Annotated in this window: 21 protein-coding genes; 6 read left to right on the top strand and 15 right to left on the bottom strand. The window is 71.9% G+C overall.

Translation table 11 applies throughout. The annotated features are described in order from the left end of the window. Positions 1 to 30: 30 nt before the first annotated feature. Positions 31 to 639, top strand: coding sequence for a DUF7504 family protein (locus tag HPS36_RS09010; RefSeq protein ID WP_137716681.1), 609 nt, complete (start codon positions 31 to 33; stop codon positions 637 to 639). A gap of 40 nt (positions 640 to 679) precedes the next feature. On the opposite strand, the gene HPS36_RS09005 is transcribed toward HPS36_RS09010, so the two are convergent. Continuing rightward, positions 680 to 1,270 carry a DUF6517 family protein gene (locus HPS36_RS09005; protein WP_173229888.1) on the bottom strand — a complete coding sequence of 197 codons (591 nt, stop codon included), beginning with the start codon at positions 1,268 to 1,270 and terminating at the stop codon, positions 680 to 682. Positions 1,271 to 1,396: 126 nt separating this feature from the next. Between HPS36_RS09005 and glmM the strand changes: the two genes are divergently transcribed. Next, positions 1,397 to 2,761 (top strand): phosphoglucosamine mutase, encoded by a 1,365-nt coding sequence (glmM, locus tag HPS36_RS09000; RefSeq protein WP_173229887.1) that lies wholly within the window; start codon positions 1,397 to 1,399, stop codon positions 2,759 to 2,761. 143 nt (positions 2,762 to 2,904) lie between these two features. Next, a complete protein-coding gene (locus HPS36_RS08995; RefSeq protein WP_173229886.1) occupies positions 2,905 to 3,498 on the top strand; it encodes a type IV pilin in 594 nt (197 codons plus the stop codon). Between the two features lie 86 nt (positions 3,499 to 3,584). Here HPS36_RS08995 and HPS36_RS08990 read toward each other — a convergent pair whose 3' ends face one another. The 7 genes from HPS36_RS08990 to HPS36_RS08960 form a co-directional block, all read right to left on the bottom strand. After that, a complete protein-coding gene (locus HPS36_RS08990; RefSeq protein ID WP_173229885.1) occupies positions 3,585 to 4,259 on the bottom strand; it encodes an Sjogren's syndrome/scleroderma autoantigen 1 family protein in 675 nt (224 codons plus the stop codon). 87 nt (positions 4,260 to 4,346) lie between these two features. Beyond that, positions 4,347 to 4,769 (bottom strand): iron-sulfur cluster assembly scaffold protein, encoded by a 423-nt coding sequence (locus tag HPS36_RS08985; protein ID WP_121562930.1) that lies wholly within the window; start codon positions 4,767 to 4,769, stop codon positions 4,347 to 4,349. A 117-nt stretch (positions 4,770 to 4,886) separates the two neighbouring features. After that, positions 4,887 to 5,273: a thioredoxin family protein gene (locus HPS36_RS08980; RefSeq protein WP_173229884.1), complete on the bottom strand. Its 387-nt coding sequence runs from the start codon at positions 5,271 to 5,273 to the stop codon at positions 4,887 to 4,889. Positions 5,274 to 5,376: 103 nt separating this feature from the next. Next, the gene (locus HPS36_RS08975) at positions 5,377 to 5,592 is read right to left on the bottom strand and encodes a CbaC protein (RefSeq protein WP_137716686.1); all 216 of its coding nucleotides are present in this window, start codon (positions 5,590 to 5,592) and stop codon (positions 5,377 to 5,379) included. Then, positions 5,589 to 7,379: a b(o/a)3-type cytochrome-c oxidase subunit 1 gene (locus HPS36_RS08970; protein ID WP_173229883.1), complete on the bottom strand. Its 1,791-nt coding sequence runs from the start codon at positions 7,377 to 7,379 to the stop codon at positions 5,589 to 5,591. The genes HPS36_RS08975 and HPS36_RS08970 overlap by 4 nt, the downstream gene beginning before the upstream one ends. Further along, complete coding sequence (locus HPS36_RS08965; protein WP_137716688.1) at positions 7,376 to 7,891, bottom strand: cytochrome c oxidase subunit II; 516 nt, start codon at positions 7,889 to 7,891, stop codon at positions 7,376 to 7,378. The genes HPS36_RS08970 and HPS36_RS08965 overlap by 4 nt, the downstream gene beginning before the upstream one ends. 7 nt (positions 7,892 to 7,898) lie before the next feature. After that, complete coding sequence (locus HPS36_RS08960; RefSeq protein ID WP_173229882.1) at positions 7,899 to 8,075, bottom strand: hypothetical protein; 177 nt, start codon at positions 8,073 to 8,075, stop codon at positions 7,899 to 7,901. Positions 8,076 to 8,172: 97 nt separating this feature from the next. Here HPS36_RS08960 and HPS36_RS08955 point away from each other — a divergent pair, with 97 nt between their 5' ends. After that, positions 8,173 to 8,373, top strand: a complete 201-nt coding sequence (locus HPS36_RS08955) for a hypothetical protein (RefSeq protein ID WP_121562935.1) — start codon at positions 8,173 to 8,175, stop codon at positions 8,371 to 8,373. A gap of 75 nt (positions 8,374 to 8,448) precedes the next feature. Next, on the top strand, positions 8,449 to 10,884 hold the full coding sequence (locus HPS36_RS08950) for a heavy metal translocating P-type ATPase (RefSeq protein WP_173229881.1): 2,436 nt from the start codon (positions 8,449 to 8,451) through the stop codon (positions 10,882 to 10,884). A gap of 5 nt (positions 10,885 to 10,889) precedes the next feature. Here HPS36_RS08950 and HPS36_RS08945 read toward each other — a convergent pair whose 3' ends face one another. The 6 genes from HPS36_RS08945 to HPS36_RS08920 all read right to left on the bottom strand — a co-directional run bounded on the left by HPS36_RS08945 (position 10,890) and on the right by HPS36_RS08920 (position 15,530). After that, positions 10,890 to 11,477, bottom strand: a complete 588-nt coding sequence (locus HPS36_RS08945; protein ID WP_137716690.1) for a hypothetical protein — start codon at positions 11,475 to 11,477, stop codon at positions 10,890 to 10,892. A 111-nt stretch (positions 11,478 to 11,588) separates the two neighbouring features. Further along, positions 11,589 to 11,831, bottom strand: coding sequence for a SelT/SelW/SelH family protein (locus tag HPS36_RS08940; protein WP_137716691.1), 243 nt, complete (start codon positions 11,829 to 11,831; stop codon positions 11,589 to 11,591). 85 nt (positions 11,832 to 11,916) lie between these two features. After that, on the bottom strand, positions 11,917 to 12,999 hold the full coding sequence (locus tag HPS36_RS08935; RefSeq protein WP_173229880.1) for a sensor histidine kinase: 1,083 nt from the start codon (positions 12,997 to 12,999) through the stop codon (positions 11,917 to 11,919). A gap of 83 nt (positions 13,000 to 13,082) precedes the next feature. Then, positions 13,083 to 14,486 (bottom strand): heme o synthase, encoded by a 1,404-nt coding sequence (locus HPS36_RS08930; RefSeq protein WP_173229879.1) that lies wholly within the window; start codon positions 14,484 to 14,486, stop codon positions 13,083 to 13,085. A 79-nt stretch (positions 14,487 to 14,565) separates the two neighbouring features. Further along, positions 14,566 to 15,018 (bottom strand): adenylyltransferase/cytidyltransferase family protein, encoded by a 453-nt coding sequence (locus HPS36_RS08925; RefSeq protein ID WP_173229878.1) that lies wholly within the window; start codon positions 15,016 to 15,018, stop codon positions 14,566 to 14,568. After that, positions 15,015 to 15,530: a Mov34/MPN/PAD-1 family protein gene (locus tag HPS36_RS08920; protein WP_137705392.1), complete on the bottom strand. Its 516-nt coding sequence runs from the start codon at positions 15,528 to 15,530 to the stop codon at positions 15,015 to 15,017. Before HPS36_RS08920 ends, HPS36_RS08925 begins: the two co-directional genes overlap by 4 nt. A gap of 141 nt (positions 15,531 to 15,671) precedes the next feature. Here HPS36_RS08920 and HPS36_RS08915 point away from each other — a divergent pair, with 141 nt between their 5' ends. Further along, positions 15,672 to 17,618: a DHH family phosphoesterase gene (locus tag HPS36_RS08915; protein ID WP_173229877.1), complete on the top strand. Its 1,947-nt coding sequence runs from the start codon at positions 15,672 to 15,674 to the stop codon at positions 17,616 to 17,618. A 66-nt stretch (positions 17,619 to 17,684) separates the two neighbouring features. Here HPS36_RS08915 and HPS36_RS08910 read toward each other — a convergent pair whose 3' ends face one another. Then, on the bottom strand, positions 17,685 to 19,463 hold the full coding sequence (locus tag HPS36_RS08910) for a phospholipase D-like domain-containing protein (protein WP_173229876.1): 1,779 nt from the start codon (positions 19,461 to 19,463) through the stop codon (positions 17,685 to 17,687). Positions 19,464 to 19,479 lie beyond the last annotated feature (16 nt).

Here is a 19,479-nt window from a genome sequence, read left to right as displayed (position 1 = left end):
TTTTATCCGACACTCTCTCACGTCCACCAAATGACTGTGCTTCCCGACGCTGTCCGCGGTGCCGACAGCGTCCTCATCAGCGGTCCACCGATGAGCGGGAAGTACGACCTGTTCAACCGGCTGCTCGCGGCGTGGTCCGACGGCCCCGTCGTCATCTCGACGGGGCGGACCGCCGAGAAGGTCCGCGACGACTACGAGGGGCTGACGGGCGGCGACGGCGACGACGTGGTCGTCATCGACTGCGTCACCCACGAGCAGGGCGACAAGCGCGAGGACACCCCGACGACGAAGTACGTCGCCAGCGCGGGCAACCTCACCGACATCGGGATCAAGTTCACCGACGTCGTCGAGTCCTCGGCGGGCCGCGACCGCGCCGTCGGCGTCTACTCGCTCTCGCAGCTGCTCATGTACTGGGAGCCCGAGCGTATCTACCGGTTCACCCGGGTGATGACCTCGCAGACCTCCGGCGAGGGGTGGCCGTTCGTCGGCGTCGTCGGCTCGACCGCGCACGACGAACAGGTCGTTCACACCCTTCACGAGCCGTTCGAGGTCGTCGTCGAGACCCGCGTGGACGACGACGACCGGGAGTTCCGCGTCCGCGGCCGCGTCGGCAAGCCCTCCGACTGGCAGCCGTTCTGAGTCGGGGCGATCCGGGGCGGATCCCCGGAGGGGACCCGCCTCACCCGACCAGTTCGAACGCCGCGCCGATCGGCGGCGCGTCGACGAGCCCCCAGTAGACGAACCGATAGTTGCCGGGGCCGAGCGGCGGACAGACCGTCAGGTCGACGCCGTCGACCGCCTCGGCGATACCCGGCTCGGTCAGCGTGACGTCCCAGGCGTACGCCGAACTCGTGTCGAGCGTCGACTCGCTCCGGGGGAGCTCGACCGCCTCGCCGGTCGTCGACCCGCGGACGTCGAGCCACCCCTCGCCCGTCTCGCGCTGGATCGAGTAGGCGGCCTCGCCGCGCGTGGGCGTCGGGGCGTCGCCGGTGTTCCGGAGGACGAGCCGGAGCGACTGGCCGTACGTCTCGGTCGTCCCCTCGGAGGAGAGCTCCACGGTGGTCTCGCCCGTCTCGACGAGGGTCTCGGTGACCGACGCCTCGAACGGCCGATCGAGGCGGACGAACCCGTCGTCGTCGCAGGTCAGCGTCGCCGGCGTGCCCTCGGGGCCCTGCGGCCCGTCGCCCGCGGCGAAGTCGAGGCAGCCCGCGGTCGCGAGGGACAGGGCGAGCGCGCCCCCGGCGAGCGCGTCGCGTCGCGTGTGGTCCATACTGGGCGAACGGGCGCCACCGCCATGAACCGCACGCGTCGTCGCGGCGGGCTCCATCCCGCGGCTCCCGGCGCGCGGCCGCGGCGGTTCGGAACCGCTTTCCCCTCGGCCGGCGGATGGGCTCGCATGGAGCTGTTCGGATCGAGCGGCATCCGCGGGGTCGCGCTGCGGTACCTCACGCCCGCGCTCGTCCTCGACATCGCGAAGGCGGCCGGGACGGTGTGGGACGCCGACCGCGTCGCCGTCGCCCGGGACACGCGGACCACCGGCGAGCTGTTCGCGAACGCGGCCGCGAGCGGGCTCGCCGCGGTCGGCTGCGACGTCGACCGCCTCGGGGTCGTCCCCACGCCGGCGGTCGGCAACTACTGCGAGTCGGCGGGCGTCCCCGCCGTCCTCGTCACCGCCTCGCACAACCCGCCGGAGTTCAACGGGATCAAGCTCGTCGGCGACGACGGCGTCGAGCTCTCCGTCGACGTGTTAGAGCGGATCGAGCGGCGCGTCCTCGACGACGAGTACGACCACGCCGACTGGCGGTCGGCGGGCGCGACGACGCCGGTCGAGGGTGTCGTCGACGACTACGCGGCCCAGCTGATCGACGCGGTCGACGCCGAGGCGGTCGCCGACGCCGACCTCACGGTCGCGGTCGACCCGGGCCACGGCGCCGCGTCGGTCGCGTCCCCGCGGATCTACCGCGAGTTAGGCTGTGAGGTCCTGACCGTGAACGCGACCCCGGACGGGCACTTCCCCGGCCGCGACTCCGAGCCGGTCCCCGAGAACCTCGCGGACCTCTCGCGGCTGGTGGCGACCTCCGACGCCGACGTGGGGATCGCCCACGACGGCGACGCGGACCGGGCCGTCTTCGTCGACGAGGACGGCGAGTTCGTCGACGGCGACACCTCCTTCGCGGCGCTGGCCGACGCCTGTCTCGAACCCGGCGACGCGGTCGTCAGCGCGGTCAACGTCTCCCAGCGGCTCGTCGACGTCTGCGCCGCCAACGACGCCGACCTCGAGCTGACCCCCATCGGCGCGACGAACATCATCACCCGCACCCGCGATCTCCACGAGGAGGGGGTCAACGTCCCCATCGCGGGCGAGGGCAACGGCGGGGTCTTCTTCCCGCCGTACCGGCTCTCGCGGGACGGGGCGTACATCGGCGCGCGGTTCCTCGAACTGCTCGCGGCCGCGGACGGCGCCCCCGTCAGCGAGGTCGTCGCGCCGTACGCCGACTACCACTTCGTGCGGGAGAACGTCGAGTACGCGGACGACGACGAGCGCGACGAGATGCTCTCGGCCGCGCGGGCGTACGTCGAGACCGCCGAGGCGGAGCCGAACACGACCGACGGCTACCGGCTCGACTACGGCGACGCGTGGGTGCTCGTCCGCCCCTCCGGCACCGAGCCGAAGATCCGGATCTACGCCGAGTCCGCCGACGCCGACCGCGCCGAGCAACTGGCGGCCGACATGCGCGTCGCCGTCGAGAGCGGTCGGTAAGGAGACGGCCGCGCGTCGGCGCGAGTCCGCTCGGACGCGGCGGGGACGGTCGGGACGCGACGACTGGGTCCGGCCGTCCCGAACGTCGGCGATATGACCTGAAACGGAATTGTTATTTCCGCGGTGAGCCGTACGTACAATGAATGGATGCGTCGGAGGATGAGCGCGCGGTATCGCCGGTCGTCGGCGTGGTGCTGCTCGTCGCGATCACGGCCGTTATCGGAGCCGTTCTCGCCGGGTTCGCGCTCGGCCTCGCCGACGACCTCGGACCGCGGCCCACCTTCGCCGCCCTCGAACTGACCTTCGAGGAGGAACCCGCTTCGGCACCGCAGTACGATGAGTTCCGCTGGGATCTCAGTCTCACTAACACCGCGGGAGGCACCGTGGACGCCGAAGAGATCGTGGTCTACCTCGACCACGGGGATCAGCGGGTCACCGGAACGCTCGACCGGTCGCTGAGACCGGGGGAGACGGTCGAGTTGACGATCGTTCACAACAACCAAGACGGGGACACAATTCCGGCGGGCCTGAGCTGTTCGGACGTCAACGTGGCGTGTCGGCTGGCCGGCGATACCGGTAACTTCCCGGAGGAAAACCGGATCCGGCTCCAGATGGTCCACGAGCCGTCGGGGTCGATCCTCTACCGGGAACAGGTCGGGATCTCCGGCGAGTACGGGATATTCAACGGCAACCCGAGCGACATCGACATAACGGACGAAACGCTGACGTTCGCGTAACGCGCGCCGGCAGAGTCGTCGGCTCGTCGCCGAGCGATCGACGGGTTGCGGGACGCGCAGCTCGGATCCGAAGAAGGGACGGCGTCTCAGTCCAGCGCCGCGAGCGCCTCGGCCGCCTCGCGGGCCGCTTCGAGGTGGTCGCGGGCGCGTCGCGGGTCGTCCGTCTCCTCGGCCGCGCGGGCGAAGCGCGTCAGCGTCCGCGTCAGCGACGCGCGGGCCGCACCGACCCCCTCGGGGTCGTCGGCCGATCGCGACGGGGACGACCGGGAGGCCTCGGCCTGCGGGGCACCGTCGGACTCCGCCTCGGTCCCTCGGGACGCCGTGCGCTGGGGCGGCGCCGGGGGTTGTGACCGCGCGGGGCTCGACGCGGGCGCTCCCGACCGACCGGCGTCGCTCGCGGCGGCGTCGACCGCGTCCCCGCCGACCGCGCCGTTCTCGGCCGCGGCGTCGGCGCCGCCCTCGGCGTCCCCGTCGGCCGGGGTCGCGGGCTCGGCGGGCGGGGCGTCGCCCGCGTCGGCCGGCGTCCCGCCGGCGTCCGCGGCCGCGGCGCCCCCGACCTCGTTCCCGCAGGTGGGGCAGAACTCGCGGCCGTCGTGGCGGAAGATGGGATCGCCGCACTCCTCGCAGTGGCGGTTCGTCATCGTCGCGCCCTTCAGGAGGAGCTCGGACATCCGCTGGGTGTGCTCGCGCTTCTGCTCGTCCTCGGCGAACTTCTCGCGGAGCTTCTCGCGTTCCGCCTCCTTGTCGAAGCCGTCGCTCATGGGCGGACGAACGTGGTTCGCGGGCAAAAGTCCGGTGGGCTCGGGACGGCCCCCGCGAGGGGGTCGAGGACCGCCGCCGACGGCCGGCTACTCCTCGGTGATCGTGCGGTCGTCGGGGTCGAGCTCGCCCCGGTGGATCTTCGCGCCGTCCTGTGCGACCTGTCGGCCGAGCACCGCGCACTTCACGCGCATCGGGGAGATGTCGACGCCGAGCATCTCGGTGACGTCGTCGGTGTCGAGCGCGTCGAGGTCGTCGAGGGCCATCCCGTGGAGCCGCTCGGAGAGCATGCTCGCCGAGGCCATCGAGATGGCGCAGCCGTCGCCGGTGAACCGCACCGCCTCGACCGCCTCCTCGGCGTCGTCGAGCCGGACCTCCATCCGGATCGTGTCGCCGCAGGAGGGGTTCTCGCCGACGTGCGTGAAGTCCGGATCCTCGAGTTCCCCGTAGTTCCGCGGGTTCTTGTAGTGGTCGAGGATCTGCTGCCGGTACATGTCCGAGCCCAGTCCCATACTGGCTCCGAGTAGGCCGGTCCGGCTCAAAAGGGTTCCGTCGGTCCGGCTCCGCGCCGTAATCGGCGACGGTTCATCCGGACGGACGCCGCCGCTCCCGCCCGCGGGACCCCCCGCCTACGGCGCGTGTTCCTCGACCCACGCCGTCAGCTCGTCGCCCGGGATGAACCCCTCCGCGCGCCGGGCGACCGGCTCGCCGTCGACGAAGAGGACGAACAGCGGGACGCTCCGCACGCCGAACCGCTCGACCAGCGGCGGGTCGTCGCGGGGATTCACCAGTCCGACCGCGAGGTCGACCTCGACGCCGCGAGCGACGTTCCCGATCACCGGTTCCATGCTCGCGCAGATGCCGCAGCCGTCGGTGTAGAACTCCACGAGCGCGACGGTCGCGTCGCCGACGAAGGCGTCGAGGTCGGCCGCGTCCGACAGCGAGACCGGACGGCGAGCGTCCGCGGCGCCGCCGCCGGTCGCCTCGGACGCGTTCGAGGCAGTATTGGATTCCATACACACTATCGGTCGCGGACGGGCATAACTGCTTCTGTCGGCGAAGTCGACTCCGGGGGCGAAACGGGAAGCGAGGAAAGCGCGAACGGCGGTGCCCGCGTCGCTACGCGGGCTCGTCGCCCTCGGGTTCGGTCCGCCACCCGCCCTTCAGCGTGACGTACCAGACCGAGGCGCCGGCGAGGACGAAGACGGCGGCCATGTACGGGATGATGGGCAGTTCGATCCCGACGAAGTCGAGCACGGTCCGCATCTCGTAGACGATCACGCCGAAGATGGCGAGCGTCACGAGCAGGCCGCCGCGGGAGATGTCGACGCTCATCGGACCACCTCGACCAGCGCGGCCGACGCGTCGCCGACGGCGCCGACGAGAGCGGTCGTCGCGTTCGCCAGCGCGTCGACGAGCGGCGCGAGCCACACCGGGTAGGTGCCGACGCCGGGGCCGAGCAGGCCGCCGCGCTGGATGATCGCCGCCAGCGGGAGCGCGTACGCCAAGACGACGAGCGTCAGCGCGATACCGACCCACAGCCGGAGGTTGTCGAGCACCTTCGGCGAGTCGGCGGGTCCGGACAGCGCGGGCGGCAGCGGGTCCGCGAGCCCGGACACCGTCGGGTTCCCCATCGTGAGCAGGAGGTTCCCGATGAACAGAATCGTCGAGACGAACAGCAGCGTCCCGCCGATCGCGATCTGGATGTTGAGCTCCTCGAACCCGCCGAACATCGTGGCGTACTCGAAGCCGGAGTACTCGGGTTCGGCGGTCCGGCGCGGGACGCCCATGATCCCCTGCGCGTGCATCGCGTTCGACATCAGCGCCATGCCGATGAACCAGACGACGACCTGGACCAGCCCGATCGTCCGGCTGTAGATCGGCTTGTTACTGATCTGCGGCCAGAGCCAGTAGGTGGCGGCCATGAACGTGAGCGCCACCGCGGTCCCCACGGTGAGGTGGAAGTGGCCCGGCACCCAGATCGTGTTGTGGATCATGTAGTTGATGTTCATCCCGGCGTTCACCATGCCGGAGAAGCCGCCGGCCGCGAACATTAGCCCCGCGAGCATCATGCCGGTGAACTCGGGCTTCCGCCACGGGAGGTCGGTGAGCCAGCCGAGGATCCCGCTTCCGCCGCGCTGGCGGGCGCCGTACTCGACGCTCGCGACGACGGTGAACGCGGTGAGCAGGCTGGGTAGCAGCAGGAACAGCGTGTTCGTCATCGAGATGAACTTGAACCCCTCCGCGATCCCCGGGTCGAGGTACTGGTGGTGGATCCCGACCGGGGTCGAGAGCAGGAGGAACAGCACGAACACGACCCGAGCCAGCGGGTCGCTGAACAGGCGCCCGCCGGCGATCTTCGGCAGCACGGTGTACCAAAGCAGGTACGCCGGCATCAGCCAGAAGTACACCACCGGGTGGCCGAAGAACCAGAACAGCGTGCGGGTCAGCGTCGGGTTCACCTGGTCGATCAGCCCGAGCGACCACGGCAGCAGGAAGATCAGCACCGACGCCGCCACAGCGGACGACGCGATGTACCACATCGCCATCGTCGTCAGCACCATGAACGTCTGGAGCGGGATCCGCTCGTCGGGGTGCTCGCGCTTCCACGCGAGCCACGTGCGGAAGAAGTCGGCGCCGGCGATCCACGACCCGACGATGAACACGGCGAGCCCCGCGTAGAACATCGGGTGCGCCTGGAGCGGCGCGTAGAAGGTGAACAGCACGTCGGCGCTCATGTCGATCGAGTCGACGAAGCCGGCGAGGATCGCCACGCCGGTCATCGTCATCCCGACGGCCATGAGCGCGTACCAGGTCCACGTGATCTTGGTGTTGAGGAGCGGCCGGTCGAGGCTCCGCACGACCGCCCACGTGAACAGGCCGACGAGGAAGAACGTCGTGAAGCTGATCGCGAGGAACACCCCGTGAGCGGTCAGGACGGTGTAGTAGTCGGTCGACGGGATGATCCGCGCCACGTCGGTGCGGTGGAGCGTCTGGATGATCCCGAGGATCGCCCCGATCACCAGCGCGAGGAAGGAACTGAGGAGCGCGGCGCGGACGATGCGCGCCTCCTCGGGGAACTTGTCGGCGAAGGTCCGGTCGCCTTCGAGCGCCTGGCTCATTCGCCGTCACCCCCGTCGGTCCGCTCCTCGAAGGCCGACTGACTGACGACGTTCACCTTCCCTTCCATCACGTGGTGACCGGCGCCGCAGTACTCATTACAGAGGAGGCCGTACTCCTGCGGCTCCTCGACGCGGACGGTTATCTCGGAGACCTCGCCGGGGACGACCATCGTGTTGGCGTTCGTCCCGGCGACCTCGAACCCGTGTATCACGTCCGCCGACGTGATGTAGAACGTCACCGTGCTGTTCGCCGGCACGACGATCGGGTCCGGCTGGAACCCGAACTGTCGGGCGACGACGTACGCCGCGTACTCGTTCTCTCCGACCCGTTCGACGCGGGGCTCGGAGAACCGCTCGTCCTCGTCTAACGCCCCGGCGTCGATGGTCGGTTCGGTGTCGCTCACCATCGCGACGCCGGGCCCGACGGCGCCGTAGGTGACGGAGCCGAGGAGGAACAGGATCAGCAGTACCGACGCGGCCAGCCAGATCTTCTCGTAGGCGTGGATGTGCATCTCGTGATCACCCCACGACGACCAGATCGCGGCCGAGGAACTCGATGTAGTAGATGTACACCCACGACAGCACCAGGATGACGAAGTATATCCCGATGAGCGTGAGGGTCCCGATCGGATCGAACTCCTCGGTGTCACCGCTCACGTCGTCCGGCGGACCGTGTGCGGTCTCGTTTCGGCTCATGGGCGGGCTTGACAACAGAGAGCTATATAAGATCCATCCGTTCTCGGACCCTGAAAACACGGGTATTATATATTCCCAGCGGGCGCTAGGCTACGGTATGGACTTCTCGATCCAACAGGCCGTGCTCCTGATCCTCGGCGGGATCGTCCCCGCGGCGGTGTTTATCGCGGATCGGGCGGAGGTCTTCGTCGCGATCACGCTGGTGAACGTCCTGCTCATCTGGGCGAGCCTCCGGATCGCGACCGGCGGGAGCTTCCCGGGCGTGGGCGGCGACGCGAACGACGCGGAACAGGCGTAGCCGGTCGGCCCGCGAGACGCGACAGCCCGCGAGGCGCGGCGGACCGGTCGCGCGGGACGCCGGAATCGAATCCACATGTCACGCTGCACGCTCTGTGACCTCCCGACCGGGGACGACCCGCACACCGCCCCCGACGTCGACGGCGAGTTCTGCTGCCGCGGCTGTCTGACCGTCGCGCGCTCGCTCGACGGCGTCGAGGACCTCGACGACCTCGACGAGCGGCGCCCCGACGCGGCGCCGGGCGACGAGTTCGACGGCGAGACGACGTTCCTCCACGTCGACGGGATGCACTGCGCGACCTGCGAGTCCTTCCTGGAGATGCGGGCGGGCGAGCAGGAGGGGGTCGCGGCCGCGGAGGCCAGCTACGCGACCGACACGATCCGCGTCGACTACGACCCGGAGGCGGTGGACGCGGACGAGCTGCCCGACCGGCTCTCCGTCGCGGGGTACTCGGCGAGCGACCGCGCGGACCCGGACGCCGACGAGGACGACGCGGTCGTGCGGTTCCTGATCGGCGGCGGCTTCTTCGGGATGATGGCGATGCTGTGGTACGTCCTCTTCCTGTACCCGACCTACTTCGGGTACGAGCCGATCCTCGACCTCGGCGGCGTCTCCGGCACCTACCTCTTCGCGCAGATCTGGCTGTTCGCCTCGATCGTGCTGTTCTACACCGGCTACCCGATCCTGCGGGGCGCGTACGTGAGCCTCCGGGCGCGACGGCCCAACATGGACCTCCTCGTGTCGCTCGCGGCGACCAGCTCGTACGCGTACAGCACGCTCGCGCTGCTCGTCGGCCGGACCGACCTCTACTTCGACGTGACCATCGCGGTGGTCCTCGTCGTCACCGCGGGCAACCACTACGAGTCGGTCATCAAGCGCCGCGCGACCGGCATGCTCGCCGACCTGACGACGAGCGAGAACCGGACGGTGCGGACCGAGGCGGGCGAGACCGTCGCGGCCGACGCGGTCGACCCCGGCGACCGCCTCCTCGTGCGCCCCGGCGAGCGGGTGCCGTTCGACGGGACCGTCGTCGAGGGGACCGCCGCGGTCGACGAGGCGCTCGTCACCGGCGAGTCGCTCCCGGCGACGAAGCGCGAGGGGGACCCGGTCCGCGGGGGGACCGTCGTCACGGACTCGCCGGTCGTCGTCGAGGTCGGCGAGGACGCGGCGAGCACGCTCGACACCCTCGTGCGGCTGCTGTGGGAGATCCAGAGCTCGCGGTCCGGGATCCAGCGCCTCGTCGACCGGCTGGCGACGGTGTTCGTGCCGCTCGTCGTCGCGGTCGCGGCCGTCGGCGCCGCCGCCACGCTGGCGCTCGGGTCGGCGCCGGTCGACGCCGCGCTCGTCGGGCTGACGGTGCTGATCGTCTCGTGTCCCTGCGCGCTCGGGCTGGCGACCCCGCTCGCCGTCGCCGCCGGGATTCGCGACGCGGCGAAGCGGGGCATCGTCGTCGTCTCCGACGCCGTCTTCGAGTCCGCCGCCGACGTCGACACCGTCGTCCTCGACAAGACTGGCACGCTCACCGACGGCGAGATGCGGCTGCTCGAGGCGACGGCCGCCGAGGGGGAGTCGGTCGAGCGCGTGCGGGAGCGCGCCGCGGCCGTCGAGCGCGCGTCGGTCCACCCGGTCGCGGAGGCGATCGTCGCGGGCGTGCTGGGCGACGGGGACCATTCGGCTGGGTCGCGACCGGCCACCGACGGCGGCGAGGCGGCCGCCGCCGGCGACGCGACCGACGGCGCGCCGGCCCAGGTCGACGCGCTCGACTCCCCGTCCGCGACCGGCGTCGACGTGTTCGACCGCGGGGTCGCGGGGCGGGTCGACGGCGACGAGGTCGTCGTCGGCCACCCGGACTGCTTCGACGAGCGCGGCTGGCCGGCGTCCGACCGACTGCGCGAGGCGGGAACGGCCGCCCGCGACCGCGGGAACGTCCCCGTCTACGTCGGCTGGGAGGGCCGCGTGCGCGGGGTCCTCGCCGTCGGCGACGAGGTGCGCGACGGGTGGGAGTCGGTCGTCGCCGACCTCGACGCGGACGGGCGGCGCGTGGTCGTGCTCACCGGCGACGCGCCCGCGGCCGCGGCGCGGTTCGCGGACCACCCCGCGATCGACGAGGTGTTCGCCGAGGTGCCGCCGGAGGCGAAGGCCGAGACGGTCCGGCGCCTGGGGGCCGACGGCCCGGTCGCGATGGTCGGCGACGGGAGCAACGACGCGCCGGCGCTCGCGGCGGCCGACCTCGGCGTCTCGGTCGCCTCCGGCACGGACCTCGCGGCCGACGCCGCGGACGCGGTCCTGCTGGAGGACCGGCTCTCGGCGGTGCCGGAGCTGTTCGCGGTCACGCGCGGGACGAACCGGCGCCTGAAACAGAACCTCGGCTGGGCGTTCTGCTACAACGCCGTGGCGATCCCGCTCGCGCTGACGGGCGTCCTCAACCCCCTCCTGGCGGCGCTCGCGATGGCGTCGAGCAGCGTCCTCGTGGTGACGAACTCCGCGCGGGCGGTGTTCGACCCGGACTGACGCGGTCAGGTCCCGCCCCGCCCGGAGCGGTCCTCCCCCTGACCGCTGCCCGAGGGGAGGAGCCGGCGCGCCAGCGCGCCGAGGCGCTTGTACGCGAGGTTCACGTACAGCCCCGAGAGGAAGACGAGCCCGACGACGAGCGGCACGTCGTCGACGCCCTGCCCGAGGATCAGGTCCGAGAGCAGGTAGACCCCGACGCCGAGCGGCAGCGCGGCCGGCAGCCGGAGGTTGTACCGGAGGAGCCTGCCGACCGAGGCGTCGAAGCGCTCGATCAGGGCGGTGGAGACGAACCCCAGCGCCCCGAGCAGGCTGAACAGGGGGACGAACGGGGGGACGATTCCGGGCCCGAGACCGTCGATCCCGGCGTACGGCGCGTCGACCGCTACGGAGGCCGCGGCGGTGAGGGCGACGGCGAGGAGGACGTCGCCGGCGACGACGGCGGTCCCGAGCCGGGACCGATACCAGGCCCGCGCGAGCCACGGCCGGTCGTCCGCGCCCGGCGCGGCGTCACCCCCGAGCGTCGAGTCGTCGGCCCCGAGCGTCGGGTCGTCGGCGGGAGGGTCGCCTCGCTGCCGCTGCGATGAGTCCGACATCGCCGGGGCTGTTCGCGGCCGAGCGACAATTAGCTTGTGCCGCGTGAACGAGACGCAAGGACGTTTGCGGTGCTGCTCGAAGAAAGAACTGAGACCGAACCGCGGCCGGAGTTACGCGGTCGCGCCGACGTGCGGCTTGACCGCCCGGACGATGGCGTCGACGTCGTACTCGTCTTCGGTCTTGTCGAACACGACCTCGCCGCCCGCGCGGACGACGAACACGCCGTCGTCGCCGGTCACCAGGGCGACCTCGTCTACGCCCTCGCCGAACTGCTTGAGGATCGCCTCCGAGACGTCTTGCGCGCGGTTCAGCATGCCACAGGGGACGCAGTACTCGACTTCGACGCGTGTCATACGGCCGTAGTTCACGTCGAACGTACTTAAAATGGCCCGCGCGGTCACTGGTCCCACCGGACCGGGTCCCGTCGGTCGTGACCGTTCAGGAAGGCCGGGAGACACCGACTACCTCGAAGCGCGCGCCGCCGTCGTCGGCCTCGTCGATCCGCAGCGTCCAGCCGTGCGCGTCGACGATCCGCTCGACGATCGACAGTCCGAACCCCGTTCCGTCCTCCGCCGTCGAGAAGCCCGTCTCGCGCACCCGTTCGACTCGGTCGTCGGGGATTCCGGGGCCGTCGTCCTCGACGAAGAATCCGGTCGCTCCGTCGAGCTCGCCGACCCGAACGGTCACGTCTCGGCCGCCGTGTTCGACCGCGTTCCGAAAGAGGTTCTCGAAGACGTGCGAGAGCCGGTCGGGGTCGGCTCGCACCGTCACCGGCCCGGTCACCCGAAGCGTCGCGTCGGCCGTCTCGACCCTCGACCAGCACCGACGCGCGCACTCGTCGATGGCGACCTCTTCGACCTCATCGACGCTTTTCCCCTCGCGGGCGAGCGCGAGCGTCTCCTCGACGATTTCGCCCATCCGGTCGAGCGCGGACGCGACGACTTCCAAGTGCTCGTCGTCCGGGCGTTCCGTCGCCGCGAGGTCGACGCGGCCGCGAGCGACGTTGAGCGGGTTCCGGAGGTCGTGTGAGACGACGCTCGCGAACTCCTCGAGGCGGTCGCGCTCCCGGCGGAGCTCCGTCTGTCGCATCCGGTCGCGTTCGGCCCTGACCTCGCGTTCGATCGCTCGCGCCTCGAAGACGCCGATCGTCAGCCCGACCCCGCCGCCGAAGCTGACCGCCCACCGAACCCAACTGAACAGCTGGAAGTCCGACTCGGTGGACAGCGTCGCCATGAATCCGACGTTGATGAGCAGGAACCCCGCCGTACCGGCGAGCAGCCATCGGTTGAGTCGCGGGTATCGGGCGACCGAGAGTCCGGAGTCCGGGACCCACCGGAGGAAGTATCCGAAGCCGAGCAGGATCGCCACGGAGGAGAGGTACCCCACCCAGAAGCCGCCGGGAACGGTTCCCGCCCCGAGCGCGATGACGGCGACCTCGGCGACCAGCGAAAGGAGGACCGCGAGGCCCACCCCCCAGACCGGCCACAGCGCTCTGACGGCCGCCCGCGTCGAGGAATCCATCGCCCATCGGTTACGGTCCGAGACGTATAAACGGCGCTACCCGACTGTCGGTTTCGAGACGGTCCGTCGGCCCGAGCGGCGGGTCAGACCACCAGGGCGTCGAAGACGACCGCGAACAGCAGCAGCCCGAGGTAGGCGTTCGAGGCGTGGAACGCGCGGAACGCCGCCCCCTCGGTCTGCTCGTAGTGGAGCCGGACGACCGTCCAGAGGAAGACGGCGCCGACGCCGACGCCGACGACCGCGTACAGCGCGCCGAGCGGGTCGGCGGCCGCGGCGAGCGCGACCGCGGCGACGAGCGTCGCGCCGAGGTACCAGAGGATGTGGCGGCGGGTCGCGGTCTCGCCGCGGACGACGGGCATCATCGGGAAGCCGCCGCGCTCGTAGTCGTCCTTGTACGCCAACGCGAGGTTGTAGAAGTGCGCGGGCGTCCACAGGAAGATGACGAGGGCGAGCAGCAGCCCGCCGCCGCCGACCTCGCCCGTGACCGCGGCCCAGCCGATGAGCGCCGGCAGCGCGCCGGCCGCGCCGCCGATGACGGTGTTCTGGACCGTGTTCGGCTTGAGGACGAGCGTGTACACGACGCTGTAAAACACGATCGCGACCAGCCCGAGCGCGGCCGTCAGCGGGTTCACGCTCCAGAACAGCCCGAGCGAGACGACCGTGAGGAGCCCGCCGAACGCCAGCGCGTGCGAGACCGGGACGAGGTCGGTCGCGAGCGGCCGGTCGCTGGTGCGCTGCATCCGCTTGTCCACGTCGCGTTCGAGGACGTGGTTGAACGTGCCGGAGGCGCCGATAGAGAGCGCGCCGCCGGCGAGCGTCGCGGCCACGACGCCGGGCGTGAACCCGGCCCCGCCCGCGAGCGCCATCGCGGCCGCGGCGACGAGGCAGAGCAGCCACATCAGCCGCGGCTTCATGAGCCGGAAGTACGCCGCCGCGGTCGCCCGCAGCCGGGGGAGCGTCGCGCTCGGGATGTCCGGCTCCGGCGCCTCCTCGACCGGCGGGAGGTCGTCGGTGCCGGCCTCGAAGTCGTCGGGGGCGTCGTCCGGGACGCCCGTCTCTGCCTCCAGCCACCACGCGAGCGCGGCGAGGACGGCGCCGAAGATGCCGATCCCGAGGAGGAGGTGGGCGGACCCGAGGGCGGCGGGCAGGTCGCCGAGCGCGACGAGCGCCCCGACGCCGGCCTGCGCTGGGTAGACGGCGAGCGCGACCGCGAGGGCGGCGCGGACCCGGCGGTCGGCGCCGTCCCGCCACGCGAGCGCGGCGGAGAGCGCGACGAGGAGGCCGACGACGACCGCGAGGACGCGGTGGCCGAGGGCGATCCAGCCCTCGGTCGCCGTCGGCAGGGCGGCGCCGCTCCCGCAGGCGGGCCAGCCGCCGCAGGCCGCCGCCGCCTCCGTGAGGGAGGTGGTGGCGCCGACGACGACGAGGAGGTACACGCCCATCGCGGCCGCGGCCAGCACCGCGGGGAACTTGTCGGGAATATTCACTCACCTCGGTTTGGGAGTCAGTCCATTTAGATGCCGCGCTTCCCCGCCCGCGCGCCGTCCGGCGGGGCCGACCGCCGGGTCACCGCGATGTCTCGTCCGAGCCGTCGCCGCGCTCGCGGACGATCCGGTCGACGATGTCGCCGCTGGAGAGCAGTTCGTCGTCGTACTTCGGCTCCCGGCCCGACGCGCGCTCGACGCGGCAGTCGATGCCGCGGGCGGCGAGCGCGTCGGCGATGGCGGTCTCGTCGTGGTGCTGGTCGAACCCCAACACGATCACGTCGGGGTCGAGCCGCTCGATGGGGACGAACACGTCCTCCGGGTCGCCGAGGTGCGCCTCGTCGACCGCGGCGAGCGCGGCGACCATGTCGCGCCGCTGGCGGGCGCAGAGGACCGGCGCGGGCTTGTGCGTGACGTTGGTGCGGCGGGCGACGATGGCGTGGAGCTCGTCGCCGTACGTCGCCGCGTCCTCGAGGTAGTGGACGTGGCCGGGGTGGAGCAGGTCGAAGGTGCCCTGCGCGACGACCCGCGTCATCGGAACCACGAGAGGAAGCCGCCGCCGTCGCGGTCGTCCAGCTCGCGGTCGATGTCCTCCTGGGTGAAATCGAAGAAGTGCTCGTCGGGCACCGCCACGTCGAGCACGTCGAGGGTCGTCTGCTTGCCCTCGTTGTCGAACGCCTTCCAGTCGCCCCACCCGTAGGGGGCGCCCACGATGATGTGGACCTTCCCCTGCCCGAACGTGGCGAGGTCGGCGTCGCTCGGCCGGAGCGCGCCGTTCGGGTGGGAGTGGACCGAGCCGACGGCGCGCATGTCGTTCGGCTTCATGTTGGTGCGGACGGTTGCGCTCGTCGGGCTCGACTCCGTGCCCGGGATGACGAGCACGTCGGTGATCACCTGCCCGTCTCGGTCGAGGTCGAGCTTCCGGGCGTCGTCCGCGCGGAGGAACCCCATGTACTCGTTGGGGTGGGTCTCCTCGCTCGCCTCGAGGACGAACTCCAGGGTCTCTCGGGCGATGCCGAGGAGCTCGTCCGAGCGGAACAGTCGCATGGGTCAGACAAGTCGCCGTCGCCTCATAGGGGTTCCGGACCGCGGGACGCCGGGCGGGCTCCGCGGTCCGGGCGTCCGCCGCTCCGCGGGCGAGAGCCCCGAGAGAACAGGCTTAACACCGGCCGTTCCCGATTGCTCTCCATGAGCGAGAACACCGCCGGGGATTCCGGCACGCGGGGCGATTCGAGCCCCGAACCCGACGCCGACGCGGCGGAGGGGGCGGCCGACGACCGGCCGACCGTCTACGACCTGGCGCCCGACTGCACCCTCGAAGACGCCGAGATCGACGCCCTGTACCACGCCGAGGTCAACGGCGTCGTCGACTACGGCGTGTTCGTCGACCTCTCCGACGCCGTGAGCGGCCTCGTCCACGAGTCGAACCTCGACGGCGACTACGCCGTCGGCGACCGGCTGATCGTCCGGCTCACCGAGGTGAAGGAGAACGGCGACGTCGCGTTCGACGACGTCGACCCCGACGACTACCGCACCGAGACCGTCGCCCACGAGCCGACCGTCTCGCGGGTCCGCGGCCTCGCGCCGGGCGACGAGGCGACCGTCGAGGGCGAGGTCGTCCAGGCGAAACAGACCGGCGGCCCCACCATCTTCGCCGTCGCGGACGCCTCCGGGGTCGTCTCCTGTGCCGCCTTCGAGTCCGCCGGCGTCCGGGCGTACCCGGAGGTCGAGGTCGGCGACATGGTCCACGTCTCGGGGACGATCGAGAGCCGCGAGGACGCCCTCCAGCTGGAGGTCGACTCGCTGAAGCGCCTCCCCGACGACCGCGCCGCCGAGGCCCGCGAGCGCTTCGAGGCCGCCCTCGACGAGCGCGCCGAGCCCGCCGACGTCGACCCCCTCGTCGAGTGGGAGGCGTTCGAGCCCATCCACGAGGACCTCCGCGACCTCGCGCGGCTGCTCCGCCGGACCGTCCTCGCCGGCCGCCCGATCCGCGTCCGGCACCACGCCGACGGCGACGGGATGTGCGCCGCCATCCCGGTCCAGCTCGCCGTCGAGAACTTCGTCCGGGAGGTCCACGGCGACCCCGACGCGCCGCGACACCTCTTCAAGCGGCTCCCGAGCAAAGCCCCCTACTACGAGATGGAGGACGTCACCCGCGACCTCAACTTCGCCCTGGAGGGCCGCGCCCGGCACGGCCAGAAGCTCCCCTTCCTCCTCATGCTCGACAACGGGTCGACGGAGGAGGACGTGCCGGCCTACGAGAACCTCGCGCACTACGACATCCCCATCGCGGCCGTCGACCACCACCACCCGGACCCGGAGGCAGTCGAGCCGCTGCTCGACGCCCACGTGAACCCCTACCTCCACGGCGAGGACTACCGGGTCACCACCGGGATGATGTGCGTCGAGCTCGCCCGGCTGATCGACCCGTCGCTCACCGAGGAGCTCGAACACGTGCCGGCGGTCGCCGGGCTCTCCGACCGCTCGAAGGCCGAGGCGATGGACGACTACGTCGCGCTCGCCGAGGGCGCCGGCTACGACGAGTCCGACCTCCTCGACATCGGCGAGGCGCTCGACTACGCCGCCCACTGGCTCCGCTACTCCGAGGGGAAGACCCTCGTCAACGACGCGCTGAACGTGGGCTGCGACGACGAACAGCGCCACGAGGAGCTCGTCGAGTTCCTCTCGGAGCGCGCCGAGCGCGACGTGGAGCGCCAGCTCGACGCGGTCGACGACCACGTCGAACACGAGCGGCTCGCCTCCGGCGCGCACCTCTACCGGATCGACCTAGACGAGTACGCCCACCGGTTCACCTACCCCGCGCCGGGCAAGACCACCGGCGAGCTCCACGACGAGAAGGTGACCGAGACCGGTGACCCCGTCATCACCATCGGCTACGGCCCCGACTTCTGCGTCCTCCGCTCGGACGGCGTCCGGCTCGACATCCCGAACATGGTGACCGAACTGAACGAGGAGCTGCCCGAGGCGGGCGTCTCGGGCGGCGGCCACCTCGTCGTCGGCTCCATCAAGTTCGTGAAGGGCCGCCGGAGCGAGGTGATCGAGGCGCTCGTCGAGAAGATGGCGGGCGCGGAGATCGACGAGGCGCTCTCGTCGACCATCGCGCTCGACGACTGACCCGACGGCGCCGCGACCTCTCGGGGCGGTCCCCGGCCGGGCGACCGCTCGCCCCGATACCGCTTCTCAGCCGAACGCGATCTCCCGACGAGCGACAGTACCGGCCGCGGCGAGCGCGACGCCGAAGCCGGCCGCGAAGCCGACCGGGAGCTGGACCCCGCCGCCGCGCCAGTCAGCGGCGTACACGCGGGCGTAGAAGTCCGCGACCGACTCGCTCTCTATCGCGAGCAGCACCTCCCGGTTGTTCGTCTCCGCGCTCGGGTTCCAGTTGAGGCTGCCGACGACCGCCGCGTCGTCGACGACGAGCCCCTTCGCGTGGACCTTCCCGAACCGACCGCGCGGCGCCGCGAGGTCGACCGCGATCGGTTCGTCGGCGAGCGCCTCGGAGAGGTTCCGGTTCGCCTCGCGGTCGTACCAGGCGTCCGAGAGCAGCAGGTGGACGTCGACCCCGCGGTCCGCGGCGCGCCGGAGCGCGCGGACGATCCGGTCGTTCGGCCCGCCGACCCGCGGCACGACCGCGAGCACGCGCTCGTCGGCGGCGTCGATCCGGGCGACGATGCGGTCGGCGGCGTTCCCCGGCGCCGTCAGGACGGTCACGTCGGCCGTCGACGGCGCCGCGGGCGCCTCAAACCGCGTCGGGTAGGAGCCGTTCGCGCGGCCGCCGTCGTGGAACTCGGTGTCGGCGCGGAAGGCGCGCCACGGCCGCGCGTCGCGCGCCTCGAAGTCGGCGCGGAACAGTTCCGCGAGGTCGTCGGCGACCGCCGCGCTCCGGTCGGTACCGTCCCCGACACCGGCGTCGACCTCGCCCGCGGCGCCGCGGTCGTCCCCGACGAGGACGCCCCACCCGCGGTTGCCGTGCCCGCCCGTGCCGGACGGCTTCCAGTTCTCCGTGAGGACGACGGCGCGGCCGTCGGCGACCGCGTACTTCGGGTGGTGGAACCGGAACCGCTCGACCTCGCCGTCGAGGATCCGGACCGCGACGCCGGCGGCCGTCAGCCGGTCGATCAGCGCCGCGCTCCGGGCCGGGAACCCGCCGACCGGCGACCCCTCCAGCAGCACCCGGACCCGCACGCCGCGGTCGGCGGCCGCGACGAGCGCGTCGGCGACCCGCTCCGAGGTCAGCGTGTAGCCGGCCACGAACAGCCGCTCGTCCGCGGCCCGGAGCGGCTCGACGGGCATCCCGGGGCTGTCCGGGAGGACGAAGGGGGTCACGGCGGCGTCCGCGGTCGACTTCGGCGAGCGGGGGTCGTAGCCGCGCGGGCGCCACTCCCTCCAGTCGGCGCGCCACCGGTGTCCCTCGGGCGCGCGGTCGTACGCGACCACGGCGACTGCGGTCCCGTTGCGGCGGAGCTCGATCCGGTCGCCGGACGCGGCGAGCGGGAAGTGGTCGTCGAGCGCGCGGAGCGTCGGGTCCCCGGTGCCGCCGTTGCCCGGGGCCGCGGTCTCGTCGGCGAGCAGCGGCGTCGCGTTCGCGGGGTCCATCGAGAGGGCGACGACGCCGCTGGCGTTCGCCGGAATCTCGGCCTCGTGGTGGCCGTCCGAGAGCGACCAGTCGCCGCGCTCGGGGAGCCGGACGACGAGGTACTCGCCGCGGTTCTCCGCGGCCGCCGGGTTCGGGAACAGCTCGACGATCCGCGGCGTCGTCGAGACGAGCGTCACGTTCGCCGCGCTGCCGTTCGACCGTTCGGCGGCACCGCCGGGATCGACTCCGACGGCTGGCGAGCCGGGTCCGGCGTCGCCCGCGGCCGCGACCGGGACGAGGGCCGCGAGAGCGAGCAGCGCGAGCGCGACGGCGGCGACGCTCGCTGTCGCGTCGCCTGCGGAAGGAGATGAAACGAACGACACGCCGGGTCTCGGCCCG

Origin of the sequence: Halorubrum salinarum, from assembly GCF_013267195.1 — an archaeon.
GTDB lineage: Archaea > Halobacteriota > Halobacteria > Halobacteriales > Haloferacaceae > Halorubrum > Halorubrum salinarum.
The sequence above is the reverse complement of the archived record's forward strand: the minus strand, read 5'-3'. Positions and strand labels throughout refer to the sequence as shown.

Coding starts and splice junctions, on each gene's coding strand:
- HPS36_RS09010 (WP_137716681.1), top strand. CDS start 31: ATGACTGTGCTTCCCGACGCTGTCCGCGGTGCCGACAGCGTCCTCATC.
- HPS36_RS09005 (WP_173229888.1), bottom strand. CDS start 1,270: ATGGACCACACGCGACGCGACGCGCTCGCCGGGGGCGCGCTCGCCCTG.
- glmM (WP_173229887.1), top strand. CDS start 1,397: ATGGAGCTGTTCGGATCGAGCGGCATCCGCGGGGTCGCGCTGCGGTAC.
- HPS36_RS08995 (WP_173229886.1), top strand. CDS start 2,905: ATGGATGCGTCGGAGGATGAGCGCGCGGTATCGCCGGTCGTCGGCGTG.
- HPS36_RS08990 (WP_173229885.1), bottom strand. CDS start 4,259: ATGAGCGACGGCTTCGACAAGGAGGCGGAACGCGAGAAGCTCCGCGAG.
- HPS36_RS08985 (WP_121562930.1), bottom strand. CDS start 4,769: ATGGGACTGGGCTCGGACATGTACCGGCAGCAGATCCTCGACCACTAC.
- HPS36_RS08980 (WP_173229884.1), bottom strand. CDS start 5,273: ATGGAATCCAATACTGCCTCGAACGCGTCCGAGGCGACCGGCGGCGGC.
- HPS36_RS08975 (WP_137716686.1), bottom strand. CDS start 5,592: ATGAGCGTCGACATCTCCCGCGGCGGCCTGCTCGTGACGCTCGCCATC.
- HPS36_RS08970 (WP_173229883.1), bottom strand. CDS start 7,379: ATGAGCCAGGCGCTCGAAGGCGACCGGACCTTCGCCGACAAGTTCCCC.
- HPS36_RS08965 (WP_137716688.1), bottom strand. CDS start 7,891: ATGCACATCCACGCCTACGAGAAGATCTGGCTGGCCGCGTCGGTACTG.
- HPS36_RS08960 (WP_173229882.1), bottom strand. CDS start 8,075: ATGAGCCGAAACGAGACCGCACACGGTCCGCCGGACGACGTGAGCGGT.
- HPS36_RS08955 (WP_121562935.1), top strand. CDS start 8,173: ATGGACTTCTCGATCCAACAGGCCGTGCTCCTGATCCTCGGCGGGATC.
- HPS36_RS08950 (WP_173229881.1), top strand. CDS start 8,449: ATGTCACGCTGCACGCTCTGTGACCTCCCGACCGGGGACGACCCGCAC.
- HPS36_RS08945 (WP_137716690.1), bottom strand. CDS start 11,477: ATGTCGGACTCATCGCAGCGGCAGCGAGGCGACCCTCCCGCCGACGAC.
- HPS36_RS08940 (WP_137716691.1), bottom strand. CDS start 11,831: ATGACACGCGTCGAAGTCGAGTACTGCGTCCCCTGTGGCATGCTGAAC.
- HPS36_RS08935 (WP_173229880.1), bottom strand. CDS start 12,999: ATGGATTCCTCGACGCGGGCGGCCGTCAGAGCGCTGTGGCCGGTCTGG.
- HPS36_RS08925 (WP_173229878.1), bottom strand. CDS start 15,018: ATGACGCGGGTCGTCGCGCAGGGCACCTTCGACCTGCTCCACCCCGGC.
- HPS36_RS08920 (WP_137705392.1), bottom strand. CDS start 15,530: ATGCGACTGTTCCGCTCGGACGAGCTCCTCGGCATCGCCCGAGAGACC.
- HPS36_RS08915 (WP_173229877.1), top strand. CDS start 15,672: ATGAGCGAGAACACCGCCGGGGATTCCGGCACGCGGGGCGATTCGAGC.